The sequence below is a fragment of the Agrobacterium deltaense RV3 genome, from assembly GCF_900013505.1.
In the GTDB taxonomy this organism is placed as follows: Bacteria; Pseudomonadota; Alphaproteobacteria; order Rhizobiales; family Rhizobiaceae; genus Agrobacterium; species Agrobacterium leguminum.
Genome location: NZ_LT009746.1, coordinates 1,698,325 through 1,724,957, shown reverse-complemented (window position 1 = coordinate 1,724,957; position 26,633 = coordinate 1,698,325). Strand labels below are relative to the sequence as shown.

The following is a 26,633-nucleotide window of genomic DNA, read 5'->3' as shown; positions in this document are numbered from 1 at the left end:
AACCCAATGGAATAAAAATTCCACTGCAGTTAAAGTGCACACGATTTCAGTCTGCACAAAGGAACGACAATGACGGCAATCGAGGCGCCAGAATCCGTAAAGGCTTTTGAGGAGCGGCTGCTCCAGGTCGCGGAGGGTTTGCCGAAACGATTGCGGCAATGCGCCGATTATGTCGCTTCCAATCAGGATCGCATCGCCGTTTCCACCGTCGCTGAAATGGCGGAAGGGGCGGGCGTGCAGCCCTCGGCCTTCATGCGTTTTTGCCAGATCATGGGCTTTTCCGGCTTTTCGGAAATGCAGCGGCTGTTCCGCGATTCCTATGTCGGCGGCTGGCCGGATTATGCCACGCGACTCGACCATCTGCGGGAGAAGGGCGATGAAAGCGCATCGGGCCTGCTTGCCGAATTCGTGGAGGCCGGCCGTTCCTCGCTGGAAATGCTGCTGAAATCGGTCGATACCCGCCAGCTTGACGAGGCGGTTTCGGCGCTGGCGAAGGCGCGCACCGTGCATATCATCGGTCTGCGGCGCTCCTTCCCCATTGCCAGCTATCTCGCTTACGCCTTCGAGAAGATGAAGGTGCCGGCGGTTCTGCACAGTGCGGTCGGCGGGCTCGGCAATATCAGCGCCATTTCCCGCGACGACGCGCTGATCGCGATCACCTTTTCTCCCTATTCCGCAGAAACGCTGGAGCTGGCGGAAAACGCCCGCGCTGACGGTATTCCGGTCGTGGCGCTCTCCGATTCCGCCGTCAATCCGCTGCGGAAATCCGGCGCGACGCTGCTGACCGTCACCGAGATCGATTTCGGCGCATTCCGCTCGCTTTCCGCCACGCTCTGTCTGGCCATTACGCTGGCCGTGGCTGTGGGAACTCGCAAAACAGCCTGAATATTTTTATTGAAAACGGAAAAAATAGAATTTATGATCCAAATCCATGAAACGGGCATTCCATAATCGTCCGTCTCGTGACGAACGAAAATGAGCGGAGGAGGCTCATCGGAGCGGGATGGCGAAAGATGCGGGCGATCATCGCCTGAATGCCGCTCCAGACATGTGAGGCAGACCGTACCGAGGTGCGGTGCTAAGGAGGAACCTTTTGAAAAAACTTGATCTCATCACGATCGGGCGCTCGTCTGTCGATCTATACGGTTCGCAGGTCGGCGGCCGTCTGGAGGACATGGCCTCCTTTGCCAAATATATCGGCGGCTCTCCCACCAATATCGCAGCCGGCGCTGCGCGCCTCGGGCTCAACAGCGCCGTCATCACCCGTGTCGGCGATGAGCATATGGGCCGCTTCATCCGTGAACAGCTGGTGCGCGAAGGCGTCGATGTGCGCGGTGTGAAGACCGATCCGGAGCGGCTGACCGCGCTGGTGCTGCTCGGCATTCGTGACCAGAACCAGTTCCCGCTGATCTTCTATCGCGAAAACTGCGCCGACATGGCGCTCAGCGAAGACGACATCGATCCAGCCTTCATTGCCGAGGCCGGCTGCATCTGCGCCACCGGCACGCATCTGTCACATCCGAAGACGGAAGCGGCCGTGCTGAAGGCGCTGAAACTCGCCCGCGAAAATGGCGCGAAGACCGCGCTCGATATCGATTACCGCCCCAATCTCTGGGGTGTGGCCGGTCACGGCGATGGCGAGAGCCGTTTCGTCGAATCGCAGAAGGTGACCGCCAAGCTGCAATCCACCCTGCATCTCTTCGATCTGATCGTCGGCACGGAGGAGGAGTTCCACATCGCCGGCGGCTCCACCGATACGCTGACCGCGCTGAACGCCGTGCGCAAGGTTTCGAACGCGACGCTGGTGTGCAAGCGCGGGCCGATGGGCGCTTCGGTTTTCGCCGGTGAAATTCCTTCCAGCCTCGACGATGGCGAGACTGGCGAGGGTTTCCCGATCGAGGTCTTCAACGTTCTCGGTGCCGGCGATGGCTTCATGGCTGGGCTGTTCCGCGGCTGGCTGCGCGGCGAAGACTGGCCGACGACGCTGAAATATGCCAATGCCTGCGGCGCCTTCGCCGTCTCCCGCCATGGCTGCACGCCCGCCTATCCAAGCTGGGAAGAGCTGCAATATTTCTTCAAGGCAGGCATTCGCAACAAGGCGCTTCGCAAGGACGAGGCGCTGGAGCAGGTGCATTGGTCGACCAACCGCAAGGGCGACTGGGACACGATGCGCGTCTTCGCCTTCGATCACCGCATGCAGCTGGAAGCCATCGCCGACGAGCTTGGCGTCAAGCACGAGCAGATCGGCGCTTTCAAGAAACTCTGCCTTCAGGCCGCACAGCATGTTGCCGGCGACAGGCCGGGTTACGGCATTCTCTGCGATGGCCGTCTCGGACGTGACGCCCTGTTTGCCGCCAGCGGCTCGGGCCTCTGGATCGGCCGCCCGGTGGAATGGCCGGGTTCGCGCCCACTGACGCTGGAACCGGATCTCGGCAAGGATTTCGGCGGTCTTTCCGAATGGCCGCTTGAAAATGTCGTCAAGGTTCTGTGTTTCTATCATCCCGACGATACGGATGAGATGCGCGCCGCGCAGGAAGAGACGGTCATGCGTCTGTTCCAGGCGACACGCCGCAACCGGCTGGAAATGCTGCTGGAGGTCATTCCCTCCAAGGTCGGCCCGACCGACGATCTCACCGCCGCCCGCATCATCGAGCGCTTTTACGAGATCGGCGTCTATCCCGACTGGTGGAAGCTGGAGCCGATGAAGACCCGTGCCGCGTGGAAAAACGCCTGCGACGCCGTGCATCGCAACGATCCTTACGTTCGGGGCATCGTCGTTCTCGGTCTCGACGCACCGCAAAGCGAGTTGGAAGAGAGCTTCCGCCTTGCCGCCGCTTTCGATCTGGTCAAAGGTTTCGCCGTTGGCCGCACGATTTTCGCGGATGCCGCCCGCAGCTGGCTCGGTGGCAAGATGACCGATGAGGAAGCGGTCAGGGATATGGCGCAGCGCTATACCAGCCTGTGCCGCATTTGGGATGAGGCGCGCGCCAAAAAGGGAGAGGCAGCGTGAAGACAATCAGATTGACGGCTGCGCAGGCCATGGTTCGTTACCTGGCAGCGCAGATGAATGAACATGGCGAAACCTATATCGCCGGCATGTGGGCCATTTTCGGCCATGGCAATGTCGCCGGCATCGGCGAAGCGCTTTATGGTATCCGCGACGAACTGCCGACCTATCGCGGCCAGAACGAGCAATCCATGGCCCATGCGGCCATCGCCTATTCGAAGCAGCTGCGCCGCCGCCGCGCCATGGCGGTCACCTCCTCCATCGGCCCAGGTGCCGCCAATATGGTAACGGCGGCAGCCCTTGCCCATGTCAACCGCCTGCCGGTGCTGTTGATCCCCGGCGACGTCTTCGCCAATCGTGGGCCCGATCCCGTCCTCCAGCAGCTCGAAGATTTCGGCGATGGCACGATGACGGTGAATGACTGCTTCCGCCCCGTCAGCCGTTATTTCGACCGCATCATGCGGCCGGAACAGTTGCTGACAGCGCTTCCCCGCGCCATGCGCACCATGACGGACCCGGCCGATTGCGGCCCCGTCACGCTCGCCTTTTGCCAGGATGTGCAGGCGGAGGCCTATGATTACCCTGTCAGCTTCTTCGAAAAGCGTGTCTGGCGCCAGCGCCGCCCCGAGCCGGATGTGGTGGAATTCGATGAAGCCGTCGCTGCGCTCAAGGCGGCGAAGAACCCGATCATCGTTGCCGGTGGCGGCGTGCATTTTGCCGGCGCAACCGAAACCCTGAAGCGCTTTGCCGAAACCCATTCCATTCCCGTCGTCGAAACGCAGGCCGGTAAATCGGCCCTCGCCTGGGACCATGATCTGAATTTCGGCCCCGTTGGCGTGACCGGAGCGGAGAGCGCCAATATCATCAGCGAAAAGGCCGATCTGGTCTTCGGTGTCGGCACCCGTTTTCAGGATTTCACCACCGGCTCCTGGGCGCTGTTCAAGAACCCGAACCGCAAAATCCTGGCGCTTAACGTTCAGCCCTATGACAGCGCCAAGCACGATGCGATCAGCCTGACGGCGGATGCGAAGATCGGGCTTGAAAAGCTCTCCGCAGCACTCGGCAGCCACCGTTTTGCCGCGCCGGACGCCGGCCTCAAGACGGCGTGGTTTAAAAAGGCCGATGCCGATACGGCGGCGCCGGGCGAGGACAACGCCAACAGCCTGCCCACCGACATGCAGGTCATCGGCGCGGTGCAGCGCCAGTCGCGTGACAATACCGTCGTCATGTGCGCGGCCGGCACCATGCCGGGCGAGCTTCACCAGCTGTGGAAATCCAAGCTGCCGCTCTCCTATCACATGGAATACGGCTTCTCCTGCATGGGTTATGAAGTGGCCGGCGGCCTCGGCATCAAGATGGCGGAACCGGACCGCGACGTGATCGTCATGGTCGGCGACGGTTCCTACATGATGATGAATTCCGAGCTTGCGACCTCGGTTGCCATGGGCGTGAAGATCACGCTCGTCATCACCGACAATCGCGGTTACGGCTGCATCAACCGGCTGCAGATGGAAACCGGCGGCGCGGAGTTCAACAATCTCTACGCCCACACCAACGTCAACCCGATCGCCATCGATTTCGTGGCCCATGCAGGCTCGATGGGGGCGGATGCGCGCAAGGTTTCCACCATTACCGAGCTGGAAGAGGCGCTTGCGGCAGCCCGTGCCTCCAGCCGCACCACCGTCATCGTTATCGATACCGACCCTTACCCGACGCCGCAGGCCGGCGGTCACTGGTGGGATGTCGCGGTGCCAGAAGTTTCCGACCGCGCCGAAATCGGCCCGGCCCGCGTCCGTTATGAAAACCATGTCAAGGAAAGACAGTAAGATGATCCGTTACGGAACCAACCCGATTGCCTGGTCCAACGACGACGACCGCACGCTGGGCGCGCATATCAGCCTCGAACAATGCCTCGATGAAACCGCCAAGATCGGTTTTGACGGCATCGAGAAGGGCCACAAGTTCCCGACTGAGGCGGAAGGCCTGAAGGGCGTGCTTTCGCCGCGCGGCCTCTCCTTCGTCTCCGGCTGGCATTCGCTGAACCTTCTGACCGACGACATCGAGTCCGAAAAGAAGGCGATGCAGCCGGCGCTTGACCTGCTGAAAGCCATGGGCTCGAAGGTCATCATCGTCTGCGAGACCTCCAATGCCATCCATGGCGATGACAACAAGGCGCTGGTCGACCGTCCGCGCCTTGCGGCCGGGGACTGGGCGAAATTCGGCGCGGGCGTCGAGGCCCTGGCCGCCTTTGCCGCAGAACAGGGTATCACCCTCGTTTATCACCACCACATGGGAACGGTGGTCGAGAGCGAAGAGGAAATAGATCTCCTGATGAAACACACCGGCCCGAAGACGCATCTGCTGCTCGATACCGGCCATTGCCTGTTCGGCGGCGGCGATCCCGTGCGCGTTGCGCAGAAATACATGGGTCGTGTCGGCCATATCCATGCCAAGAATGTGCGCCCTGCCATTGCCGATCAGGTTCGGGGTGAGCGGCTCTCCTTCCTCGAAGGCGTGCGCCGCGGCGTGTTCACCGTTCCCGGCGACAGCGAAGGCGGCGTGAACTTCCCGCCGGTGCTGAAGGTGGCGGCCGAGCATGGTTACAGCGGCTGGCTGGTGATCGAGGCGGAACAGGACCCTGACGTGCGCAACCCGTTCGAATATCAGAGCCTCGGGCTGAAATCGCTGAAGGCTTTTGCGCGCGAGGCAGGGCTGGACAAGGCTCAGGCTGCTTGAACTGAACCGATAACGGGCGGCATACCCCGCCCGTCATACCGGCCTTGAGCCGGTATCCAGCCAGCCCAAGTCCTTGGGCTGAAAAGAGTTGTCCCCGCCGCGCGGACGCGCGTCGGCTGGACCCCGGCTCAAGGCCGGGGTGACGAGATGGCAAGAACCGACGAACGACTGACCAAAAAGGAACACCACCATGACCTCACTTCTGCGCAAGCCGGTCGCGACCAGCGGCAAGGTGCACGATATCACGCCCCAAAGCGCGGATTGGGGTTATGTCGGTTTCGGCCTCTACCGCCTGAAGCCGGGCGAGACGGCGGCGGAAAACACCGGCGATACGGAAGTCATCCTCGTGCTGGTGGAAGGCAAGGCGACGATTTCCGCAGGCGGTAAGGACTTCGGTGAACTCGGCGACCGCATGAATGTGTTCGAGCGCAAGCCGCCGCATTGCGTTTATGTTCCGGCCGGCTCCGAATGGTCGCTGACCGCCACAACGGATTGCACCATCGGTGTCTGCACCGCACCCGGCGAAAAAGGCAGCCGCGAGGCGCAGCAGATCGGCCCGAATGGCGTGCAGCTGACCGAGCGTGGCAAGGGCGCCAATACGCGTTACATCTTCCCCATCGCCATGGAAGAGCGCGATGTGGCCGACAGCCTGCTGGTAACGGAAGTCTTCACGCCGTCGGGCAACTGGTCCTCCTATCCGCCGCACCGGCATGATGAGGATAACTATCCCGATATGACCTATCTGGAGGAGACCTATTATCATCGCCTCAACCCGGCGCAGGGTTTCGGCTTCCAGCGCGTCTTCACCGAAGACGGTTCGCTGGATGAGACCATGGCGGTGTCGGACGGCGATGTCGTGCTGGTGCCAAAGGGCCACCACCCCTGCGGCGCGCCCTATGGTTATGAGATGTACTATCTGAACGTGATGGCGGGGCCGATGCGCAAATGGCGGTTCAAGAACCACCCGGATCACGACTGGATTTTCAAGCGGGATAATCCGTAAGGCATTTCAGGCAAACACCGCCGCCTCCTCATCCCTGTGCTTGTCACAGGGATACAGCCAGCCCAAGTCCTTGGGCTGAAAGGAGTCTTTCCGTCGCGCGACGCGCGTCGGCTGGATTCCTGTGACAGGCACAGGAATGAGGGGTCTGCGGAGGTACTTCTCGACTCTGCGTCGGAGCTGAACCAACGCATCCAAACAATTGAATTAATTCAAATAATTTCAGGAGGAGAATACCATGGCCGCTCTTGGCGTGGGCCTTATCGGCACCGGTTACATGGGCAAATGCCACGCGCTGGCGTGGAACAACGTCACCAGCGTCTTCGGCGATGTGGAACGCCCCCGCCTCGTGACGCTCGCGGAAGTTAACCCCGAGCTTGCCGCGAAGAAAGCCGCCGAGTTCGGTTTTACCCGTTCGACGGGCAACTGGCGCGACCTGCTTTCCGACCCCGAGATCGACGTGATCTCGGTCACCACGCCCAACGCCTTCCACCCGGAAATGGCGATTGCCGCCCTTGAGGCCGGCAAACATGTCTGGTGCGAAAAGCCGATGGCGCCCGCTTTTGCTGACGCGGTGAAGATGCGCGATGCGGCCCGCCGCTCCGGCAAGGCGGCAGCGATGGGTTACAACTATATTCAGAACCCCGTCATCCGCCATATCCGCCGTCTGATCGACGAAGGCGCCATCGGCAGGGTCTATCACGTCCGCGCCGAAATGGACGAGGACTTCATGGCGGATGCCACCCAGCCCTTCTACTGGAAGAGCGAATCTTCCTCCGGTTACGGCGCGCTGGACGATTTTGCCGTGCACCCTCTGTCCCTGCTCTTCGCCCTCTTCGGCCATGCCGAAAGCGCCATCACCGACATGGTGAAGCCTTATGAAACCCGGCCGCTTGCCGGCGGTGGCGAACGCGCCGTCGAAACACATGACCTCGCCAGCGTGCTGCTGAAGCTCGAAGGCGGCATTTCCGCCGTGCTCATTGCCAACCGTTCCGCCTGGGGCCGCAAGGGCCGCATCGCCATCCAGATTTATGGTTCCACCGGCTCGATCCTGTTCGATCAGGAGCGGATGAACGAGTTCCAGCTCTACACCACGGATGGACGCCCGGAAGAACAGGGTTTCAGAACAATTCTCACCGCACCGCACCACAAGCCCTACGACCGCTTCATCCCCGCCCCCGGCCACGGCCTCGGCTTCAACGATCTGAAGGTGATCGAATGCCGGGAACTGATCGCGGCAATCGAGGGGAAAAAGGCCCATATCATCGATTTCGAGGAAGGGCTGAAGATCGAGCGCAGCATTCATGCCATGGCGCGATCATTTGCGGAAGGGCGATGGGTGGGAAGTGCGGAGATTGCGGAATAGAACGCCCACAAAGGGCGAAAACGTCTCCTCCGTCATACCGGCCTTGAGCCGGTATCCAGCCACGGCGCGTCTGCGCCGTGAGAGGAGTATTTCGCGATCAAGGACTTGATCGCGCTGGACCCCGGATCTAGTCCGGGGTGACGGGCGTGTGGCGGTAAAGCCTCACCCCTTGACCGGCGTTTCCGGCACCGGCGTCAGCACCTTGCCGTCCTTGAACCAGCCGAGAATATTATCGGCCACCAGATCGGCCATGGCGTTGCGCGTCGGAACCGAGGCGGAGGCGACATGCGGCAGCAGGGAGACGTTCGGCAGCGACAGGAAGGCTTCCGGCACCTTCGGCTCGGCATAGAACACATCGAGACCGGCAGCGCCCACAGCACCGCTCTTAAGCGCCTGCAAAAGCGCATCCTCATCGACGCTGGAACCGCGCCCGACATTGATGAACACGCCCTCAGGCCCCAGCGCCGTCAGGATTTCGGCGTTGATCGCCTTATGCGTTTCCGGCGTGCCCGGCACGATGCAGATCAATATATCGACCGCTTCCGCCATCTCCTTCAGCGAGTCGTAATAGGTGTAGGAAAGGCCATCCCGTTTGCTGCGGGTGTGGTATCCGATTTCCACCTTGAAAGGCTCCAGCCGCTTGGCGATTTCCTGCCCGATGCGACCCATGCCAAAGAGACCCACCTTGCGGCCGCGCAGCGAAAACGGCGACAGCGCGAACGGACCTTCGCCAACCCATTTGCCGTCGCGCAACCAGGTCTCGGCCTGATAAAGACGGCGCACGGTGTTGATCAAAAGCGCAATCGTTGTATCCGCCACCTCGTCGTTCAGCACATCAGGCGTATTCGTCACCACGATGCCACGCGTAGCGGCATGTTTGGCGTCGACGCCATCATAACCCACGCCGAAATTGGCGATGATCTCGAGCTTCGGCAGCGCATCGATCCATTTGGCGTTGACGACGCCGGAAACGGCAATGGCGTTAACACGCTCGGCCGCACCATCAGGCAGAACCGGCTCGGCGCCGGCAGGCACAGTCACGATCTCGACCTTGCCTTCGAGGCGTTCGAGAACGCGCGGGTTTATCTTGCCGGGAACGAGAACGACGGCCTTTTTGTCAGACATGAGCGGATATTCCTCCTGATAACATTCCGATAGCCGGAGCGGCTTTCAGGCGAACCTTCCGCCATCCCACTCCTCTGGGCGGCGATCTTTTCAAACAAAGACGGCTGTGAAAAGGGCAATAAGGGGATGCTATGGGGGCAGACGGAAGTTTCATGCCGATTTTTTTAAGCGCCCTCACCGTCATGCCGGACTGGATCCGGCATCCAGCCAGCCCAAGTCCTTGGCTGAGAGAGTCTTTTTCACCGCGTAGACACGCGGTGACTGGATTCCGGCTCAAGGCCGCAATGACGGAAAGGTGCAATGCACAGAACGCGCACCATTTCCCATCGTCTGAAGCCTCACACCCGCGGCCGCACCGGCCCGGTCGATTGCCGGATGCGCATTTCCGGCTTGATGAGGTGAATGCCGTCAGGCTCGTGGCTGCCCGCCAGCCGGTCCAGCAGCGCGCGGGCCGCCAAGCGCCCCACCTCGGCCTGGCCGTTGGAAACGGTGATCAGCGCCGGCGTAGCGATCGCCGCCTCTTCCAGATCGTCGTAGCCGGTGACGGAAATATCGACACCCGGCACCAGACCGGCGCGGGAAATGCCGTTCATGAGACCGATGGCAACGAGATCGTTCCAGCAGACGGCCGCCGTCGGTTTCTGCGGCAGGGAGAGGAAATGCACGGCAGCCTCGAAACCGCCCTGCTTGGAGCGCGGGCCGGGAATGCGAAGGTTCGGATCGACCTCGATGCCGGCCTTGCGCAGCGCATTGACATAACCCTGATAACGGTCACGGCCCGTCGATGTCTGGTCGGTGCCGCCAACCATGGCGATGGTGCGGTGGCCGAGGCTGATCAGATGGTTGGTGGCGAGCGAAATGCCGTAGCTGTCGTCGCCGCGATAGGTCGGCATGTCGACGCCGTCCATGGAACGCGCCACCAGAATGGCGGGCATGCCGTTTTCTTCGGCCAGCGTCATATCCTCGATCGGCGTGCCGATGGCCGGTGACATGATGATGCCGTCGGAACCGAGCTGCAGCAGCGTTTCGATGAAGGTGCGTTGTTTTTCCACCGAATCGTAGTGGTTGGAAAGAATGAAGGTCTGGCGGCTGCGGTCCAGCTCACTTTCGATGGCTTTCAGAATTTCCCCGTAAAACGGGTTCATCACATCGTGGAATACCACACCGACGATGCCGGAACGCGAGGTGCGCAGGCTGGCGGCGCGGCGGTTGTAGATGTATCCCAGCGCCCGCGCCTGTTCCTTGATCTTGTCCCGCGTATCGGCAGCGACCAGCGGGCTGTCGCGCAATGCAAGAGAAATGGTGGCGGTCGAAAGACCGAGGCTTTCGGCAATCGTGGACAGTTTGACCTTTTGGGCCACGGCATTCCTCCCCAAACGCGTGTCAGTGACGGATGGCTCCGTTTAAATTGCAATTAAACAATTTAAACAAAATCCGCAACCCGTTTAAGGAATACCCACAAAACAGATGGTTATTTTAAAAATTTCAGCAAAAATTATTGAAGATTGGCGTCTATGGCCTTCAAGAGTTTAACGATGTTGCGCACATCCTTGGCCGAAAGCCCCTCGACGGCTCTTGCGCCGCAATTGGCGATGGAAACATTGATGTGTTCGACGCTTTTCAAACCCGCTTCCGTCAGCTTCACCAGCGTCACGCGGCCATCCTCGTCGTCGCCGCTGCGTTCCACGAAGCCCTGTGCTTCCATGCGGCCGATGGTGCGTGTCATGGTCGGCGCCTTGACGCCGAGTTTCTGGGCGATCTGCCCCGGCGTGAGGCTGCCTTCCTGCGCCAGCGCCAGGATAACGCCGTCCTGGCCCGCATAAAGCCCGCTTTCGGCAAGGCTGTGGCTCAGCGCCGTGCGCATGGAACGGGCCGCCTGGGTGATGGATTGCGCCAGTTCCTCGGGGTTGAAATTCTCATCCCGTTTTTTGGCGTCCTTTACCTTCTTGCCGCCCTTTTCCTTCTTGGCGCTTTTGTCCTTATGCCCGGTTTTGTCCTTGCTCATATGCGAGTGCCTTTTACCCTGTGGCGGAACCGATATATGTTGCTGGAAATCCTTAACGAATGCACGCGCGGACTGCCATATGCCAAACTCATACACGCATTATCACGACGAAAACGTAACAGACCCGCATCTTCGCGCAACAGCTGCAATTTCCGTGCTGCCGCTCGGCGCGCATGAACAGCATGGGCCGCACCTGCCCTTCGAGACCGATACGCTGATTGCCGAAGGCATCGCCGCCCGTCTCGCCGCCACCCTGCCCGCCCACCTGCCCGTCTCCTTCCTGCCGGCGGAACCGGTCGGCTATTCCATCGAACACATGAATGTGCCGGGCACGAAAACCCTGCGTTACGATGAGGCCATCGAGCGCTGGCTCGGCATCGCCGAGGCGGAATATAAAAAGGGCGTGCGCAAATTCGTGATGCTGAACGCCCATGGCGGCAACTCACCGCTGATGACCATCGTCGCCACCGAGGCCCGCGCCCGTTTCGGCATGCTGGCGGTCGCCACAAGCTGGACCCGTTTCGGCGTACCGGCCGATATCGTGAAGCCGGAGGACAAGGCGGTCGACATCCATGGCGGCGATATCGAAACATCGGTCATGCTGGCGCTTCATCCCGAACGCGTGGCGATGCAGAAGGCCGAAGACTTTCCCTCCCGCCAGAGCGATTTCGCCAGCCGCTTCAAACACCTGCGCGCCTATGGCCCCCACGCCTTCGGCTGGCTGATGAGCGACCTCAACCCTGATGGCGTTGCCGGAAACGCCGCCGCCGCCACTGCGGAAAAGGGCGAAAGGCTGATTTCCCATGCCGTAAAAGGCCTTGTCGAACTGCTTGAAGATATCCACGCTTTTGACATAACGTTATTTCATAACAAAATTTGAGTGCCATGGCCGAATTCGGCCAAAATCTCTTTGAACTGCCCGGACGTCGCGCCTATATGGACGACGACACATCTTCCTGAGGCCTGACGGCCTCTCTCCACGCGGGGTTTTCCATGACCGAAACAGCTATAGCCAAGCCCATTCCAGTCACCGTCCTGACGGGATATCTCGGCGCCGGCAAAACGACGCTTCTCAACCGCATTCTCTCCGAGAACCACGGCAAGAAATACGCTGTCATCGTCAATGAATTCGGCGAGATCGGCATCGATAACGATCTGATCGTCGAGTCCGATGAAGAAATCTACGAAATGAACAATGGCTGCGTGTGCTGCACGGTGCGCGGCGACCTCATCCGCGTCGTTGAAGGCCTGATGCGCCGTCCCGGCCGTTTCGATGGCATCATCGTCGAAACGACAGGTCTTGCCGATCCCGTTCCCGTCGCCCAGACCTTCTTCATGGATGACGACGTGCGCGCCAAGACCGAGCTTGACGCCGTCGTTGCCCTGGTTGACGCCAAGCACCTGCCGCTGCGCCTGAAGGACAGCCGCGAGGCCGAAGACCAGATCGCCTTTGCCGATGTCGTCGTCGTCAACAAGACCGATCTCGTTTCGCCGGAGGAAGTGGCCCGCATCGAGGATATCGTGCGCGCCATCAATCCTTCCGCGCGCATCTACAAGACCACCCGGTCCGGCGTCGATCTCGCCCGGGTTCTCGATCAGGGCGCCTTCAATCTGGAGCGCGCGCTGGAAAACGATCCGCATTTCCTCGAGCACGGCCATGACGACCATGTTTGCGGCCCTGATTGCGATCATCACCACCACGATCATGACCACCATCATCATGACCATGACCACGATCATGGGCATCATCACCACGATCATGACCATGGCCACGATCATCACCACCATGGCGCGGTTTCGCCGATCCATGATGTGACGGTGCAGTCGGTCTCGCTGCGCGGCGGCGAGATGAACCCCGAGCGGTTCTTCCCGTGGATCCAGAAGGTCACCCAGACCGATGGCCCGAACATTCTGCGCCTCAAGGGCATCATCGCCTTCAAGGGCGATGCGGAACGTTACGTGGTGCAGGGCGTGCACATGATCATCGAGGGCGACCACCAGCGCCCGTGGAAGGAAGACGAAAAACGCGAAAGCCGCCTCGTCTTCATCGGCCGCGAACTGGACCGCGAGAAGCTGGAAAAGAGCTTCAACGCCTGCCTCGCGACGGCCTGATCGTTCGGCCCCGTCACCCCGGTGCCAGACCGGGGTGCGGCTGCGTCCGTCATCCGCCCGACGCGCGTTCTTCGACACCGTATACGGCAGTTGAAAATCATTGACACTCCGGCGCTCCGGGCTCACCCCCCTCTGTCCTGCCGGACATCTCCCCCTCAAGGGCGGAGATCGGCCCGTGGCGAGGTTTCGCACCTCTCGACGGTCGAGAATGAAGTGACAAGAAAGCGTCTTGCCGATCTCCCCCCTTGAGGGGGAGATGTCCGGCAGGACAGAGGGGGGTGAGCCCGGAGCGCCGGCGCGTCAATGATTTTAACTGTCGTGTAGGGTGGTTCCTCTACCACAAATCGCTCTATCTCCTTGATTTCACGAATCGTCCGAACGTAAAAGCGGTTCCGCTTTTGCCGGAAATGCTCTAGAACCATGCCAGCGAGCGGGAGCAACGCCCCCGCCCATCCGACACAGATACGAAAGACCGATGCCTCATGCCGACTGTTGCCCCGCTTGATATCGAAGGCCACGTGGTCTCGACCCATTTTCTCGGCGACATTCCCCTGTTTGCCACCGCCGCCGGCACCATTCACCGGCTGGATGGCGGCGAGAAGGTGACTGAGGCGCATGACGGGCTTCTGACCTGCGTGCGCGATCCCTATAGCGCCACCCTGCTTTCCGGCGGTGAAGACGGCCGCGTGCTGCGCATCGGCCATGACGGCAGCATCGGCGAAATCGCCAATGTGCCGCGCAAATGGGTGGGCGTCGTTGCCGGGGGGCCGCAGAAGGCTGTCGCTTATGGCGTCGGCAAATCCAGTTTCGTCCGGCTGTCGGACGGCACGGTCAAGGAATTCAAGGAAGAGCGCACGGTGGAGGCCATCGCGTTTGCGCCCAAGGGCCTGCGCATTGCCGTTGCCCGTTATAACGGTGTGACATTGCACTGGGTGGCGACCGCCGGCGATCCCGTCGATCTGGAATGGAAGGGCGCCCATACGGGCGTCACCTTTTCGCCCGATGGCAAGTTCCTCGTCACTACCATGCAGGAAAATGCCCTGCACGGCTGGAAGATGGAAGCCACCAAGGGCGGCATGGAAGCCCGCCATATGCGCATGACGGGTTATCCCGCCAAGGTCAAATCCGTCTCCTGGTCGGCAAAGGGCAAATGGCTCGCCTCTTCCGGTGCGCCGGCCGCCATCGTCTGGCCGTTTGCCGGCAAGGACGGCCCGATGGGCAAGGCCCCGGAAGAACTCGGCAGCCGCGCCAACATCATGGTCACCAATGTCGCCTTCCACCCCGTGGAAGATGTGCTCGCCATCGGCTTCATCGACGGCATGATCCTCGGCGTTCGCCTTGCCGATGGCAAGGAAGCCCTGCTGCGCCGCCCCGGCAAGGGCGCCATCACCGGCATGGACTGGAGCGCCACGGGCAAGCTGCTTGCCTTCGCCTCCGAAGCGGGGGATTGCGGGATCATCGATATTTCGGCTTGAGGGATGGACGCGGGGGTAACAGGCCGCCCTACTCCCCCACCTGCCGCCGCGTCAAAAACAACAGCAGCAAGGCCGCGCCCGCGCACCAACCGAAGCGAGCCGGATCGAGACGCCGAAACTCGCATATTGCGATACGAAGCCCATCAGCGGCACCGCAAAAAGCGCGGCGAGGAAAATGGAGTTCATGTAGAGCGCCGTCGCCCGGGCCGTGCGGCCGCGCGCAAAGCCCTGCACGAAAGTAAGGCAAGTGCCGGCACAAAGGCCGTAATAGGCGCCTTCCAGCGCTGCACCCGCGATCATGGCCGGCAATGTGGTGACCGAGGCGATGACGTTGAAGGCGACGATGGCCATCACCGCCGAAACGCCCAGAAGCAGGCGGGCGCTGAAGCGGCGCATCATTCGCGGCGCAAGCAGGATGAACAGAACCTCCATGGCGCATTTGACGCTGAGCGACAGGCCCGGCACGTAATCCGGCAGGCCGACCTCCCGCACCAGAAACACCGGCAGGGCCGAGGCGCAGAGAGCATGGGCAAAAGACATGCAGAAGCTGGCGGCCGCCGCCAGAAGCAGCGGCAGGTTGCGCCGTGTATCGTCGTCACCCGCCGGTCGCCGCTCCATCGGGCTGGTCTGATCGCGCGGCACGACCGCAAGGGCAAGCCCGCCCCAGATGACCGCCATCAGCATGGCATTCACGAACACGGCCTTCGCGCCGGCAAGATCGAAGATCAGATAGGCGGCGGCAGGCAGCAGCATCCATGCCAGCGACACCATCGTCCGCAGGAAGGCATTATAGGCGGCCGTATCGAGCGCCTTCACCCGGCCATGATACCGGCCGTAACTGAAAATGAGCGTGCTGGCGGCATTGGAAAGCCCCATGCCGGTCGCCGTTATCGCCACCAGCAGCGCCAGATGCCCGAAACTCGCCGCCGCGGCCGCGACAAAAGCGCCGCACACGGAAAGCATCAACAACGGCCTCACCCGCACCCCGGCATCGACACGCTCGCCATAAACACGGCTGGCGGCAATCGAAGCCAGCGCCGCCGTGACGCTGTAAAAACCGACGGTGGCCGGCGGATGGCCGAGCACCTGGATGATGTAAAAACCGATAAATGGCACGACAGCTGCATTGGTGCTGCCGGCAATAAAAACCAGCAGGGCGATCAAATAGGCCTGACGATCGAAAGCGCCCGGCAAAGTGCTTTTCTGGAGCATGGGAATCGACTGAAGGCTGGGAGGCGGGACGGGATGGCGGCGACCACCATCACATCAAAAAGGCCCGCTGTTCAAGCCTGCTTGGAAAGCAGGATGCGGTTTCATTGCCGGTTAAAGGCGAAGCCGCTTCTTTTATGCCGGGCCTGGCTGCCGCCCTGGGGCTGGACGCAAGCCCTCAACCGCAAGCCCGTGTCACTCAATTAGAAGCACCTGCCCGGCGGTTTTTCTTGCCGCCGGGCTGGTTATGGATCGATATGCGTCGAACTGTCGCCCCCGATACCGCCACCGCAAAGATGGGCGACCCTCTTCGGAAACGAAAATCCGCAAATCAGAACTTTACGCCGAGACCGACGCTGACGACATGTTCGCTGAGCTTTCCATCGGCGGAAATGCCCCGGACAGTGTAGGTTTCCTTGCCGAAGTCGTTGTAACGATATTCGAGACGGCCGAATACGTTGTCGGTGAAGGCGTAATCGATGCCGGCGCCAATCGTCCAGCCATTCAGCATCTTGCTGGTATTGCCGAAGGGCGTCTTGATCTCGCTGTCCGTCGCGGTGTAACCACCGGCGGTGTAGATCAGGGCGCGGTCGACCGCATAGCCGGCACGCAGGCGCGCGGAGCCGTTCAGGCCCGAGGAAACCTTGCTGAGGTTGATCGTCTTTTTGCCCCAGGCATAACCGAGATCACCCTCGACACCGAGAATGACGGACGGCGCGACTTCGGCATTGTAACCGGCAAAGCCCGCAAAGCGAGCGCCATCGAAACTATGCTTGTCGGTCTCACCGTCTTCAGTCGTTTTCAACCGCTCCCAGCCATAGCCGCCCGAAACACCGGCGTAAAAACCGTCCCAGGAGAAGGCAGGCGCGGCATCGTTGACGACAGGTGCTGCCGGAATGTCGCTGACGGCATCGGCAGCAATGGCTGCGCCGGAAAGAACGCCGAGCGCGGCGAGCGCGAGAAATGATTGTTTCAACATGAAATAGCTCCTTCAAAACTTCCTTACCCGCCGAAATGCGAGCCGCGAACATACCCGCCACCGAAATCACAATCACAAATGGCGAGTCGTGGACACGTGTTAATTGAAACATCCAAAAGTTAAAAGCAAGTAACAGCAGCAGCAAAAATGAAAGTATTTTAAAATATAGATCATATTTTTACTTTATAATTTCATTTATTACAAATATAGAAATTATAATATGAAAATATAAATATCCATCGGCGCACCCCCTTTCCGAAGCCTTCACGGATCGGCGGACACAAGGTGCTGATGGAGCATCCAGAATAAAAAAAGAGGGCCGCGAGGCCCTCTTCCAGTCATGCGATGCGCCGTTTGTTCTTGCCGGAAACGCCATGCGTCAAACACACGCAACTCAAGGATCATTGCCGGCTTATGCGCTGCGCGCATCGTCTGCGTCGAAAATCCCTGATGATTTTCGAGCTGTTGCGTTGGAGCGGGATGGAGAAAAGCCCGATGGTTTCGCCATCCCGTTCCGGGTTTCAGTTAGTGGCGGCGCTTTTTGCCGCCGTCATTCTTGTTGTCGATGACATCGACGGACGTCTTGTTGCCGTTCAGCACACCGTTCAGGATGCCGGTCTTGTTGCCGTTCAGGATCCCGTTATTGGACAGGATGCCGCTGACACCCAGATCGATGCTGGGCGAGACGACGACAAGGGCGCCGCCCTTGTTGCTGTTGCCGGACAGGATGCCTCCCAGAAGACCGCCCGCATTGGCCTGACCAACGGAAGCGACAGTAAGAATAGCGGCTACACAAGCGAACTTTGCAATCATTTCTCTCTCCTCTTTTGTTTGATCACGCCATCTGGCGTAACTGAACTGTATATTTAGAGTATTCTAATTCAAGCAAAGGCTAATATTACAATAAACGATTAACACTAATACTTGCGATTTTAATAAAATTTTACATATCGCATCTTCGCGCTTCCACCTCTTGTTCGAACAATGCCGGTCGGCACCTGTATCGCGACAGTAAAGCGGTGCGGGAAACTTTATTAACCATCCAAATATAAGATATTGCTTAATTAGATACCGGAGATGCGAATGAGGGTGGGGGGATATATCGCGCTTGTTCTCGGGCTTGCCTGCGCCTGCGGCGCGCGGGCGGGGGAAAAGGCCGATGAGCACAATGTCACCTATAAATCCGGCATTGCTTATGACAGCAATTATTTCGCCGACACCAACCGGCTGAGCGCGATTTCGCTGCGCGCCGGCTTCGGGCTCAACGGCAAGATCGCGCTGGAAGGGGCTGAGCTGCGTTATTCACTCGAGCAGGAAGAGGTTCGCCTGCCCCGCTATCGTTTCGCCAATGAACATAACACCATCGCGGCGCTGGGGCTGACGAAACGATTTTCCGAGAAGCTGGAATGGGCCCTTGAGCTGCGCGGCACCCGCAGCGATGCCGGCGATATTTTCCTGCACCTGCCGGAAGAAGACATTGGCTACCGGCAGCTGGATCACAAGCTGGAGGCGTCTTCCCAGCTCGGCATCCTCGCCCTTGGCGGCAAGAATACGCTGACGGCAAGCCTCGCCAGCCTGATGAAAGGCAAGGCGCGCTTCCGCCCGGCCTATTTCCTGCCCACCCGACTGGAAGCGAACGAGGCGCTTTTATCGCTGAAGGCCGAACATGCACGATCACTCGGCGGCGGCGAGGCCGGGTTGACGCTTGCTTACGACCGTATCGCCGTGCCGGAGGGGCAGCAGGAAAAATATGAACGTTTCCCGGCCAACACGCTGCGAGGTTCTCTGGCCTATGGTTACAAGTTCTCCGACCGTTTCGCGGTTCTGGCCGAAGCGGGCTTCACATCCATTTCCGGCGATGAGATCAGCGACAAGGTAAAGCGCACCCGCCCCTATCTGCGGGCCGAGGCCGAGGTGAAGGCCACTGAGCACATCGCCTTCGGCGCGGGCTTTTCGCAGGACTATGCGCTTTTCGACCCGGATGACCCGATTGCCGAATTCCATCGCCGCTTTCAATTCGTCATAAAAAGCAGGCTCACCGAAAAGGTGGGGCTCGATCTTGCGCTGCACCGGGTCCACAAGGACTGGATCTATTATAATTACGATACCAGCGAGCGCCGGCTGGTCGCGACGCTCTCCTTCGATACCGGCAAGAACAGCAAGCTGGAGGTGGAGTTCAACCGCCTGCTGCATGGCGAGCGCGATACCGATCTTGCCTATAGCGGCTCCAGCATCACCTCGCGTTTCAGCGGCACCTTCTGAAATTTAGTGTCGGCCCGCGCGAAGGATCAGCCGCATCAGGTCGAAATTCGGTCCCAATTTCTGCTAGAGTCGGGCCTTCCAGATTCGAAGGCAGGACAGACCGGATAATGAACAGACGCTTTTTGCTCCTCGCGGCCGGCCTTGCCTGCGTTCCCGTCGCCGCGGCGGCGCATCCGCATATCTTTGCCGAAGCCCGCATGGAAATCGTCGAGGGGCCGAACGGCACCGTTCAGGAAGTGCGCAATATCTGGCGTTTCGACGAGATGTTCTCGGCAAGCGTGGTGATGGATTACGACAAGAACAGCGATCTGAAGCTCGACAAGGACGAACTGGCCGAGATCGGCAATACCGTGCTGGAATCGCTCGCCGAATATTCCTACTACACCTTCATCACCGCCAATGGAAAACCGGTGGAATTTGGGAAGCCCGAGGCCATTCACGTGGACTATAAGGATCAGCAGATCCTGATGTTCTTCTCCGTGAAGCCGACCAAGCCTCTGGCCGTCAAGGGCAAGCTCAGCTTCGGCGCCTGGGATCCGACCATGTATACGGCAATCGATTTCGCCAAGGACGGCGATATCGCCACGCAGGGTAAGGATCTGAATGCCTGCAAGCATCATGTCGTCCGTCCCGATCCCGACGAGGTGATCTCGCAGAACCAGGGCACGCTCACCGACGCCTTCTTCAACGATCCGACCGGCACCGACATGACCAAACTCTTCGCCACCCGGCTGGAGGTCTCATGCTGAGCCGCAGGGCCGGCCTCTTCGCAGTCGCCATTGGCCTCATTGTCGTGGCCGGTGCGGCCCATGCGCAATCGCCGCTCGGCATCGGCTCGGCCGAGCCTTCCTTTTCCGTCGGCGGCCCCTTCGCGCCGCTGATGCAATGGATCAACGTGCACCAGCAGATGTTTTATCGGGCACTGACCGGCGCGTTGAAGGCCATGCGTGAGGATGGCTGGGCGCTCAGCTCGCTGATCGGCCTCTCCTTTGCTTATGGCGTTTTCCATGCCGCCGGTCCCGGCCACGGCAAAGCGGTCATTTCGTCCTATATGATCGCCAATGAGACGCAGCTGAAACGCGGCATTCTCATTTCCTTCGTTTCGGCGCTCATTCAGGGTGCGGTCGCCATCGGCCTCGTCGGTGCGGCCTGGCTGGTGCTGCGCGGCACCTCCATCACCATGACGAAGGCGACGCAGGCGATGGAAATCGCCAGCTTCGCCATGGTGGCGCTGTTCGGCGCCTGGCTGCTGGTGCGAAAACTCTGGTCGCTGCGCATCCGGCGGGAACCCGTTCCCGTCTTCGCCACGGCGGGCGAGGCATCGGTGGCCCGAACCAGCGGCATGGGCACGGGGCTGCGGTTCCAGGGCAAGCCGGTTTTTGCCGATCACGACCATGACGGCACGGGCGATCTCTGCGCCGCCTGCGGTAAATCCCATGCGCCGGATCCGATGCTGCTCAAGGGCAAGAACTTCAGCCTGCACGAGGCATGGTCCGCCATCATCGCCGTGGGGCTCAGGCCCTGCTCTGGCGCGATCATCGTCATGAGCTTCGCGCTTCTGAACGGGCTTTATCTCGGCGGTGTGCTCTCCGTCCTCGCCATGTCGCTCGGCACGGCCATAACGGTATCGCTGCTCGCCATCATGGCCGTCTCGGCAAAAGGCCTCGCCGTGCGTTTCGCCGGCCCCGGCAGCCGCAGGGCAGCCGGCATCAGCCATGCGATAGAGATCGCCGGTGCGCTGTTCGTGCTCATCATGGGGCTGTTGCTGCTCGGCGCGTCGCTTCAGCTCTAACCGTCACGGCGACGCTGGTAACGGGCGCGCAGCCAGAACAGCAGGAAGAAACACAGTACCGCCACCGTACCGAAGGCAGCGGCGAGCCAGGGCGAATAATCGCCGAGCCACAGCATGATCTTCGGCATGACGAAGAAGACCAGCCCGAAACCGACGATGATGAGGGCGGCGGCGAAGGCCGGAGACCAATCCTTCTTGCCGGGGCGCGGCTTTTCAGGCGCCGGATTTTCAGGCGCCGAGTGTTCAGGCAACGGCATCGGCAAACTCCGCACGGATATCCTCAAGCTTGCGCTTCTGCGCGCCATCGGCCGCAAAATTCTCCGGCGAAAGCCAGGCTTCGAAGGCCTTGCCGATCAGCGGCCATTCGCCGTCGATCATGGAAAACCACGCCGTATCGCGGTTCTGGCCCTTCGAGATCATATGCTGGCGGAAAACGCCCTCGAAGGTGAAGCCATAACGCTTCGCCGTTATCTTGGAGGGCTCGTTTTCATTGTGGCATTTCCACTCGTAACGGCGATACCCCAGATCCTCGAAAACATGTTTCGCCATCAGGTAATGCGCCTCGGTGGAAAGAGGCGAGCGCTTCATCTTCGCGCCATGGGCGACGGAGCCGACCTCGACCACGCCATTGGCGGGATCGGGCCGCATGTAGCTCGCCATGCCGACGATATCGCCGGTGGCGTTTTCAACGAAGACCAGCGTGACCCAGTTGAGCTTCTGCCCTGCGCCGACGAGCCAGTCGCCGAAAGCGTCGGCATCGGGAAAGGCGCTTTGCGGGAAATATTTGAGCAGTTCATTCACGCCCTCGCCGCCAAGTGCGGCCCAGAGCCTTGCGAGATGTTTTTCGCGATCGAACGGCTCCGCCGTCACGTAACGGCCCTTCAACACCACCGGCTGCGGCGGCGGACATCCCTTGAAATCACTCAGATCGCGCATTCTCTTCCCCATTTGCTGGGAGAAGGATTAGGGCAAGCGGGGCGGGATGACAACAGTGCATGTGTCGGGTCGGCGGGCGCGGTTCACCCCCCTCTGCCCTGCCGGGCATCTCCCCTCAAGGGACGGAGATCAGCCAGAAGGAAACGCTCGCTTACTCGCAACGTTGAAGATGGCCAAGAGATCGCCTCGGGTCGATCTCCCCCCTTGAGGGGGAGATGCCCGGCAGGCAGAGGGGGGTGAACCGCGCCCGCCGAGGCTAAACGCCTACCTCAAACCTTCGCCGCCACCACCGTCGCCTCGATATGGTCCACCAGCGCATCCGGCAGCCCAAGCCGCCCGGCAAGAAGGTCGAGATACCCCCGCTCCGCCCGCGTATCGGCCTCGATGGCAAGCCGCGAGGCGGTGTAAAGCTCCACCTTCTGCTCTTCCGTGCGGGCGGCAGCCACCAGCGCGTCGATGTCGAGAGGATCGGCCAGCTCTTTTTCGAGGAACCGCTCGGCTTCGCTATCGAGGCCGGAGACCTGCACCTTGTCCATGATATTGGCGCGCTCCTTCTCATCGATATGACCATCCGCCTTGGCGGCGGCGATCATCGCCTGGATGAGCTTCAGCGCAAAATCGTTGGAAAGAGCGGGCGATTGCGGATGGAAGGCGGAATCGGCGGGCGGGGCGAGCAGCTCCGGCTCGGGTTTTGGCGCTGCTTCAGGCGCCTGGCCGGACTTGTAATTCTTGTAGGCGAGGTAACCGAGACCGGCGATGGCGGCGACACCGCCGATGGTGGCGACATTGCCGGCGAGCTTGCGGCCGGTCTTGGTGCCCAGAATGGCGGCGGCGAGCGCGCCGGCCTTCAGAGGATTATTCTTGGCGATATCGGCGGCCTGCCCGGCTCTGTCACGGACGCTTCCCGAAAGGCCCGGCACCTGCGAGCCGAGGAATTGTTCAAGAAGCTTCTTGGCGTCGAACATCAAAATCTCCTGTAGAGGTCAAATCTACAGGGGAGATAGGAAGCCGTGGGCCGAATACAAATGTCAAACCCGCTCACGCCTTCGTGAACGGGTTTGACAGAATGCAAATCAGGCGCGCAGTGCGGCGGCTTCAGCGGCAAGCTTGGTAATGCCCGCCCAGTCACCCGTCGCCACCAGTTCGCGCGGGGCAACCCAGGAGCCGCCGACGCAGACGACGTTCGGCAGGGAGAGGTAATCATTGGCGTTCTTGAGCGACACGCTGCCGGTCGGGCAGAAGACCGTGCCGGCGAGCGGCGAGGACAGCGCCTTGAGATAAGGTGCGCCGCCCGCCTGTTCGGCCGGGAAGAACTTCAGCACCTTGTAACCCTCGTCGCGCAGCGCCATGACTTCGCTGGCGGTGGCAGCACCCGGAAGCAGCGGCACCTTCGAACCGCGTGCGGCTTCCAGCACGCTTTTATTGATGCCGGGGCTGACGATGAAGGTGGAGCCGGCTTCCGCCGCAGCTTCGAAATCCCTGGCATTGAGAATGGTGCCGGCGCCGACATTCGCACCCTCCACTTCCGCCGCAACCGCGCGGATGGCATCGAGCGCCGCCGGTGTGCGCATGGTGATCTCGATCGCCTTCAGGCCGCCTGCGACCAAAGCGCGCGCAAGCGGCACGGCGGAAGCGGCGTCATCCACGATCAGCACCGGCACGACCGGCTGGAGCTTGAGGATGGAGAGCAGTTTTTCGGAGTCCTGGGCCAAGATGAGCCTCCCTTGCGCAATTGAAACGATTGAAATTCCGTCTACCGATTAGCCTGCCTCGGCTTTCATGTCGAGGCGCGCCAGCCGCATTTTTATCCAGATACTTCAATCAATTCGCTTCATCGCACTATCATATTGCGATAATCTGGCGCCCCAGTTCGCGGAGACAGCATGGCCAAGGAAATTGAACGGAAGTTTCTTGTTGCAGGCGGTGAATGGCGCAATGAGGTCACGCATAGCATGGCTTTCCGGCAGGCATATGTCGCCTCGATGGAAAACCGCTCGGTCCGGGTCAGGATCGTCGACCAGCGCGATGCGACCCTGACCATCAAGATCGGCGCAAGCGCGCTTGTCCGCGACGAATATGAATATTCAATCCCCCTCAAGGACGCCGAAGAGCTGATGGCGAGCGCGCCGGGGGTTGTGATCGAAAAAACCCGCCACACCGTCGATCATGGCGGCTTCACCTGGGAAGTGGATGTTTTCGAAGGGAAATATCACGGGCTGGTGGTGGCGGAAGTGGAAATGAACGACGAGAATGCCGATCCCGATCTGCCGTCCTGGCTGGGCAGGGAAGTCACCGGAGACAAGCGCTTCTCCAACCAGTCGCTCGCCATGGACTGTCCGAACGGAGACCTGCCGGATGCCCTTCAGAATTGATCCGAAAAAGCCCTTCGACAATGAAATCCGTCGGGCCGGGCTGGAGCTGATCGACGATACGGTCACGATCCTTCGCGACCAGCCGTCCGGATCGCACGAGGCCGTGCACGACGCCCGCAAGCGGTTCAAGCGGCTGCGCGCCCTCTATCGCCTCATCCGCAAGGGGGCGCCGGATTTCGGCCGCGAAGAAAACGCCCGTATTCGCGATATCGCCCGCTCCCTCGCCTTTGCGCGCGATGCGACGGCGCTGGTGGAGACAGCGGAATATCTCGAGGCCTTCGCGCGTTCCGATGCGCAGGGCGAAGCGCTGCGCTCGATCACCGCGATGCTGCGCGCGCGCCGCGACGACGCCATAGAACATGAAGCGGGTCTCGACGAGGCCATAGCCGCCGCCATTGCCGGCTGCGGGGAAGCGCGCCAGAAGCTCGAGGACCTGTCGCTGCCGGATGAGTTGAAAGACACCGCCCGGCTGCTGAAAAGCGCCTGGGCGAAACAGAGAAAAAGGGCGCGCAAGGCGCTCACCGATTGCCATAAGCAGGCCGACGCCGAGCATTTCCATGAATTGCGCAAGTCCGGGCAGGCTTATTGGATGCATCTTGGCCTGATGCGCCGGCTCTGGCCTTCCGCCATGCGCGCCAAGCGGGCCGATACCAAGCGGCTGGTGGATATTCTCGGCCACGAGCACGATCTCTCGGTTCTTGCCGCCGTCGCCGACCGCGAGCCGGAGCGTTTCGGCAATGGCGAGCGGCTGGCCCTGCTGCTGGACGCGATCATCGAGAGGCAGCAGGCGCTGCGCACGGAAGGCCTTGCGCTGGCAAACGAGGTGTTTTCCGAATCCGCCCGCACCGAAAGCCGCATCGTCGGCCTGTTGTGGCGGCAGGCGGCGAAATAGGCTAACGCCACTTTCGGCGCTCACCCACCTCCGTCATTCCGGCCTTGAGCCGGAATCCAGCCAGCCCAAGTCCTTGGGCTGAAAAGATTCTCTCCGCCGCGCAGACGCGCGTCGGCTGGATTCCGGCTCAAGGCCGGAATGACGGAGGCGCCAATGCAACACCCTGTTGCCTGCACACGGCGGCAGGAGCGACAGAAAGCCCGCAAACCCTCCCGATTTGACGATTTTCAAAATACCCGAACCCGCCGATAAATATTGCTTTGCGGCCGCCGTCGCTGTATTTCAGCGCCCATGACCGACACGACCATTCTCCCCCGCCCGGAAGTCTCTGGTGATTTCCTTGTGGCCGCGCTTTATCATTTCGCCCGCCTGCCGCGGTTCGAGAGCCTGCGCGAGCCGTTGTTTGCGCTCTGCCAGGAAAACGGCGTCAAGGGCACGCTGCTGCTTGCTGCCGAAGGTATCAACGGCACCATTGCCGGGCCGGATGCGGGCATTCACGCCGTGCTCTCCTTCCTGCGCGCCCAGCCGGAATTTACCGCGCTGGAGCACAAGGAAAGCCGCGCCTCGCACATGCCTTTCGTGCGGCTGAAGGTGAAGCTCAAAAAAGAGATCGTCACCATGGGCGTGCCGGATATCGATCCGAACCGCATCGTCGGCACCTATGTCGAGGCGCGCGACTGGAACGAGCTGATCTCCGATCCGGATACAATCGTCATCGACACCCGCAACGATTACGAGACCGCCATCGGCGTCTTCAAGGGCGCGGTCGATCCCCAGACGAAAACTTTCCGCGAGTTTCCCGACTGGGTGAAGAACAATCCCGGCCTGCACAACAAGCCGAAGATTGCCATGTATTGCACTGGCGGCATTCGCTGCGAAAAGGCCACGGCCTTCATGAAGGAACAGGGTTTCGACGAGGTCTATCACCTCAAGGGCGGCATCCTGAAATATCTGGAAGAAGTGCCGGAAGAAGAAAGCCTGTGGGAAGGCGCCTGCTTCGTCTTCGACGAGCGCGTCTCCGTGGTGCACGGCCTTGCCGAAGGCGACCACCAGCTTTGCCACGCCTGCCGCAATCCGATCACACCGGAAGTGCGCCTATCCCCCAAATTCGAGGAAGGCGTGTCCTGCCCAAGCTGCTACGATGATCGCAGCGAAGAGGATCGCCAGCGCTTCCGCGACCGGCAGCAGCAGATCGAACTGGCAAAGAAGCGTGGCGAGCGGCATCTGGGGCGGTAAGCCCGGTCGGCGATCGGTATTCAGAGTAGGATTTCGATTGAGCGGCCCCCGCGTATTTCTTCTCCCCGCCGGGGAGAAGTCCGCGGCAGCGGGATGAGGGGGCAAGCTCTCCGAGATCCGGCAGCGTGG

General features: G+C 60.8%; 24 protein-coding genes and 1 pseudogene. 15 read left to right on the top strand and 10 right to left on the bottom strand.

The window, feature by feature from the left end:
* Positions 1 to 69: 69 nt before the first annotated feature.
* The 6 genes from AGR7B_RS22280 to AGR7B_RS22250 all read left to right on the top strand — a co-directional run bounded on the left by AGR7B_RS22280 (position 70) and on the right by AGR7B_RS22250 (position 8,109).
* A complete protein-coding gene (locus AGR7B_RS22280) occupies positions 70 to 885 on the top strand; it encodes a MurR/RpiR family transcriptional regulator (protein WP_080857922.1) in 816 nt (271 codons plus the stop codon).
* Positions 886 to 1,093: 208 nt separating this feature from the next.
* Positions 1,094 to 3,010, top strand: a complete 1,917-nt coding sequence (locus AGR7B_RS22275) for a bifunctional 5-dehydro-2-deoxygluconokinase/5-dehydro-2-deoxyphosphogluconate aldolase (protein WP_080857921.1) — start codon at positions 1,094 to 1,096, stop codon at positions 3,008 to 3,010.
* Positions 3,007 to 4,833 carry a 3D-(3,5/4)-trihydroxycyclohexane-1,2-dione acylhydrolase (decyclizing) gene (iolD, locus tag AGR7B_RS22270; protein ID WP_080857920.1) on the top strand — a complete coding sequence of 609 codons (1,827 nt, stop codon included), beginning with the start codon at positions 3,007 to 3,009 and terminating at the stop codon, positions 4,831 to 4,833. Before AGR7B_RS22275 ends, iolD begins: the two co-directional genes overlap by 4 nt.
* A gap of 1 nt (position 4,834) precedes the next feature.
* On the top strand, positions 4,835 to 5,743 hold the full coding sequence (gene iolE / locus AGR7B_RS22265) for a myo-inosose-2 dehydratase (protein ID WP_080857919.1): 909 nt from the start codon (positions 4,835 to 4,837) through the stop codon (positions 5,741 to 5,743).
* A 190-nt stretch (positions 5,744 to 5,933) separates the two neighbouring features.
* Positions 5,934 to 6,746, top strand: a complete 813-nt coding sequence (gene iolB / locus AGR7B_RS22260) for a 5-deoxy-glucuronate isomerase (RefSeq protein WP_080857918.1) — start codon at positions 5,934 to 5,936, stop codon at positions 6,744 to 6,746.
* Positions 6,747 to 6,981: 235 nt separating this feature from the next.
* Positions 6,982 to 8,109 carry a Gfo/Idh/MocA family protein gene (locus AGR7B_RS22250; RefSeq protein ID WP_080857916.1) on the top strand — a complete coding sequence of 376 codons (1,128 nt, stop codon included), beginning with the start codon at positions 6,982 to 6,984 and terminating at the stop codon, positions 8,107 to 8,109.
* A 162-nt stretch (positions 8,110 to 8,271) separates the two neighbouring features.
* Here the strand turns inward: AGR7B_RS22250 and AGR7B_RS22245 are convergent, their stop codons facing one another.
* From AGR7B_RS22245 to AGR7B_RS22235, 3 genes are all read right to left on the bottom strand, one after another.
* On the bottom strand, positions 8,272 to 9,234 hold the full coding sequence (locus AGR7B_RS22245) for a 2-hydroxyacid dehydrogenase (protein ID WP_080857915.1): 963 nt from the start codon (positions 9,232 to 9,234) through the stop codon (positions 8,272 to 8,274).
* A 338-nt stretch (positions 9,235 to 9,572) separates the two neighbouring features.
* Positions 9,573 to 10,595 carry a LacI family DNA-binding transcriptional regulator gene (locus AGR7B_RS22240; RefSeq protein WP_080857914.1) on the bottom strand — a complete coding sequence of 341 codons (1,023 nt, stop codon included), beginning with the start codon at positions 10,593 to 10,595 and terminating at the stop codon, positions 9,573 to 9,575.
* 134 nt (positions 10,596 to 10,729) lie between these two features.
* Positions 10,730 to 11,239 (bottom strand): MarR family winged helix-turn-helix transcriptional regulator, encoded by a 510-nt coding sequence (locus AGR7B_RS22235; RefSeq protein WP_035263256.1) that lies wholly within the window; start codon positions 11,237 to 11,239, stop codon positions 10,730 to 10,732.
* Between the two features lie 79 nt (positions 11,240 to 11,318).
* Between AGR7B_RS22235 and AGR7B_RS22230 the strand changes: the two genes are divergently transcribed.
* The 3 genes from AGR7B_RS22230 (at position 11,319) to AGR7B_RS22215 (ending at position 14,826) form a co-directional block, all read left to right on the top strand.
* Positions 11,319 to 12,119, top strand: a complete 801-nt coding sequence (locus tag AGR7B_RS22230; RefSeq protein ID WP_078053192.1) for a creatininase family protein — start codon at positions 11,319 to 11,321, stop codon at positions 12,117 to 12,119.
* Positions 12,120 to 12,232: 113 nt separating this feature from the next.
* Positions 12,233 to 13,351, top strand: coding sequence for a CobW family GTP-binding protein (locus tag AGR7B_RS22225; protein WP_059758487.1), 1,119 nt, complete (start codon positions 12,233 to 12,235; stop codon positions 13,349 to 13,351).
* 482 nt (positions 13,352 to 13,833) lie between these two features.
* The gene (locus AGR7B_RS22215; RefSeq protein ID WP_004433450.1) at positions 13,834 to 14,826 is read left to right on the top strand and encodes a WD40 repeat domain-containing protein; all 993 of its coding nucleotides are present in this window, start codon (positions 13,834 to 13,836) and stop codon (positions 14,824 to 14,826) included.
* A gap of 28 nt (positions 14,827 to 14,854) precedes the next feature.
* On the opposite strand, the pseudogene AGR7B_RS22210 reads toward AGR7B_RS22215, so the two are convergent.
* The 3 genes and pseudogenes from AGR7B_RS22210 to AGR7B_RS22200 all read right to left on the bottom strand — a co-directional run bounded on the left by AGR7B_RS22210 (position 14,855) and on the right by AGR7B_RS22200 (position 17,827).
* Positions 14,855 to 16,038: pseudogene (locus AGR7B_RS22210) on the bottom strand (MFS transporter).
* A gap of 328 nt (positions 16,039 to 16,366) precedes the next feature.
* Positions 16,367 to 17,014, bottom strand: coding sequence for an outer membrane protein (locus AGR7B_RS22205; RefSeq protein ID WP_080857913.1), 648 nt, complete (start codon positions 17,012 to 17,014; stop codon positions 16,367 to 16,369).
* 525 nt (positions 17,015 to 17,539) lie between these two features.
* A complete protein-coding gene (locus tag AGR7B_RS22200) occupies positions 17,540 to 17,827 on the bottom strand; it encodes a hypothetical protein (protein WP_004433441.1) in 288 nt (95 codons plus the stop codon).
* Positions 17,828 to 18,097: 270 nt separating this feature from the next.
* Here AGR7B_RS22200 and AGR7B_RS22195 point away from each other — a divergent pair, with 270 nt between their 5' ends.
* The 3 genes from AGR7B_RS22195 (at position 18,098) to AGR7B_RS22185 (ending at position 21,068) form a co-directional block, all read left to right on the top strand.
* Entirely contained in the window at positions 18,098 to 19,276 is a 1,179-nt protein-coding gene (locus AGR7B_RS22195) for a hypothetical protein (protein ID WP_080857912.1), read from the top strand.
* A gap of 107 nt (positions 19,277 to 19,383) precedes the next feature.
* Positions 19,384 to 20,025: a DUF1007 family protein gene (locus tag AGR7B_RS22190; protein WP_161987894.1), complete on the top strand. Its 642-nt coding sequence runs from the start codon at positions 19,384 to 19,386 to the stop codon at positions 20,023 to 20,025.
* Entirely contained in the window at positions 20,019 to 21,068 is a 1,050-nt protein-coding gene (locus tag AGR7B_RS22185; RefSeq protein WP_078053199.1) for a nickel/cobalt transporter, read from the top strand. Before AGR7B_RS22190 ends, AGR7B_RS22185 begins: the two co-directional genes overlap by 7 nt.
* Here the strand turns inward: AGR7B_RS22185 and AGR7B_RS22180 are convergent.
* From AGR7B_RS22180 to AGR7B_RS22165, 4 genes are all read right to left on the bottom strand, one after another.
* The gene (locus AGR7B_RS22180) at positions 21,065 to 21,325 is read right to left on the bottom strand and encodes a hypothetical protein (protein WP_080857910.1); all 261 of its coding nucleotides are present in this window, start codon (positions 21,323 to 21,325) and stop codon (positions 21,065 to 21,067) included. The two genes, AGR7B_RS22185 and AGR7B_RS22180, sit on opposite strands and share 4 nt — an antisense overlap.
* Positions 21,312 to 22,004, bottom strand: a complete 693-nt coding sequence (locus AGR7B_RS22175; RefSeq protein ID WP_080857909.1) for a GNAT family N-acetyltransferase — start codon at positions 22,002 to 22,004, stop codon at positions 21,312 to 21,314. The genes AGR7B_RS22180 and AGR7B_RS22175 overlap by 14 nt, the downstream gene beginning before the upstream one ends.
* Before the next feature lie 269 nt (positions 22,005 to 22,273).
* Positions 22,274 to 22,969 (bottom strand): tellurite resistance TerB family protein, encoded by a 696-nt coding sequence (locus AGR7B_RS22170; protein WP_004445183.1) that lies wholly within the window; start codon positions 22,967 to 22,969, stop codon positions 22,274 to 22,276.
* Between the two features lie 108 nt (positions 22,970 to 23,077).
* Positions 23,078 to 23,716: a 2-dehydro-3-deoxy-phosphogluconate aldolase gene (locus AGR7B_RS22165; protein ID WP_004433419.1), complete on the bottom strand. Its 639-nt coding sequence runs from the start codon at positions 23,714 to 23,716 to the stop codon at positions 23,078 to 23,080.
* A gap of 171 nt (positions 23,717 to 23,887) precedes the next feature.
* On the opposite strand from AGR7B_RS22165, the gene AGR7B_RS22160 reads away from it, so the two are divergent.
* The 3 genes from AGR7B_RS22160 (at position 23,888) to trhO (ending at position 26,504) form a co-directional block, all read left to right on the top strand.
* The gene (locus AGR7B_RS22160) at positions 23,888 to 24,376 is read left to right on the top strand and encodes a CYTH domain-containing protein (RefSeq protein WP_065655372.1); all 489 of its coding nucleotides are present in this window, start codon (positions 23,888 to 23,890) and stop codon (positions 24,374 to 24,376) included.
* Positions 24,360 to 25,268, top strand: coding sequence for a CHAD domain-containing protein (locus AGR7B_RS22155; RefSeq protein ID WP_080857908.1), 909 nt, complete (start codon positions 24,360 to 24,362; stop codon positions 25,266 to 25,268). The genes AGR7B_RS22160 and AGR7B_RS22155 overlap by 17 nt, the downstream gene beginning before the upstream one ends.
* A 291-nt stretch (positions 25,269 to 25,559) precedes the next feature.
* On the top strand, positions 25,560 to 26,504 hold the full coding sequence (gene trhO / locus AGR7B_RS22150; RefSeq protein WP_080857907.1) for an oxygen-dependent tRNA uridine(34) hydroxylase TrhO: 945 nt from the start codon (positions 25,560 to 25,562) through the stop codon (positions 26,502 to 26,504).
* Positions 26,505 to 26,633 lie beyond the last annotated feature (129 nt).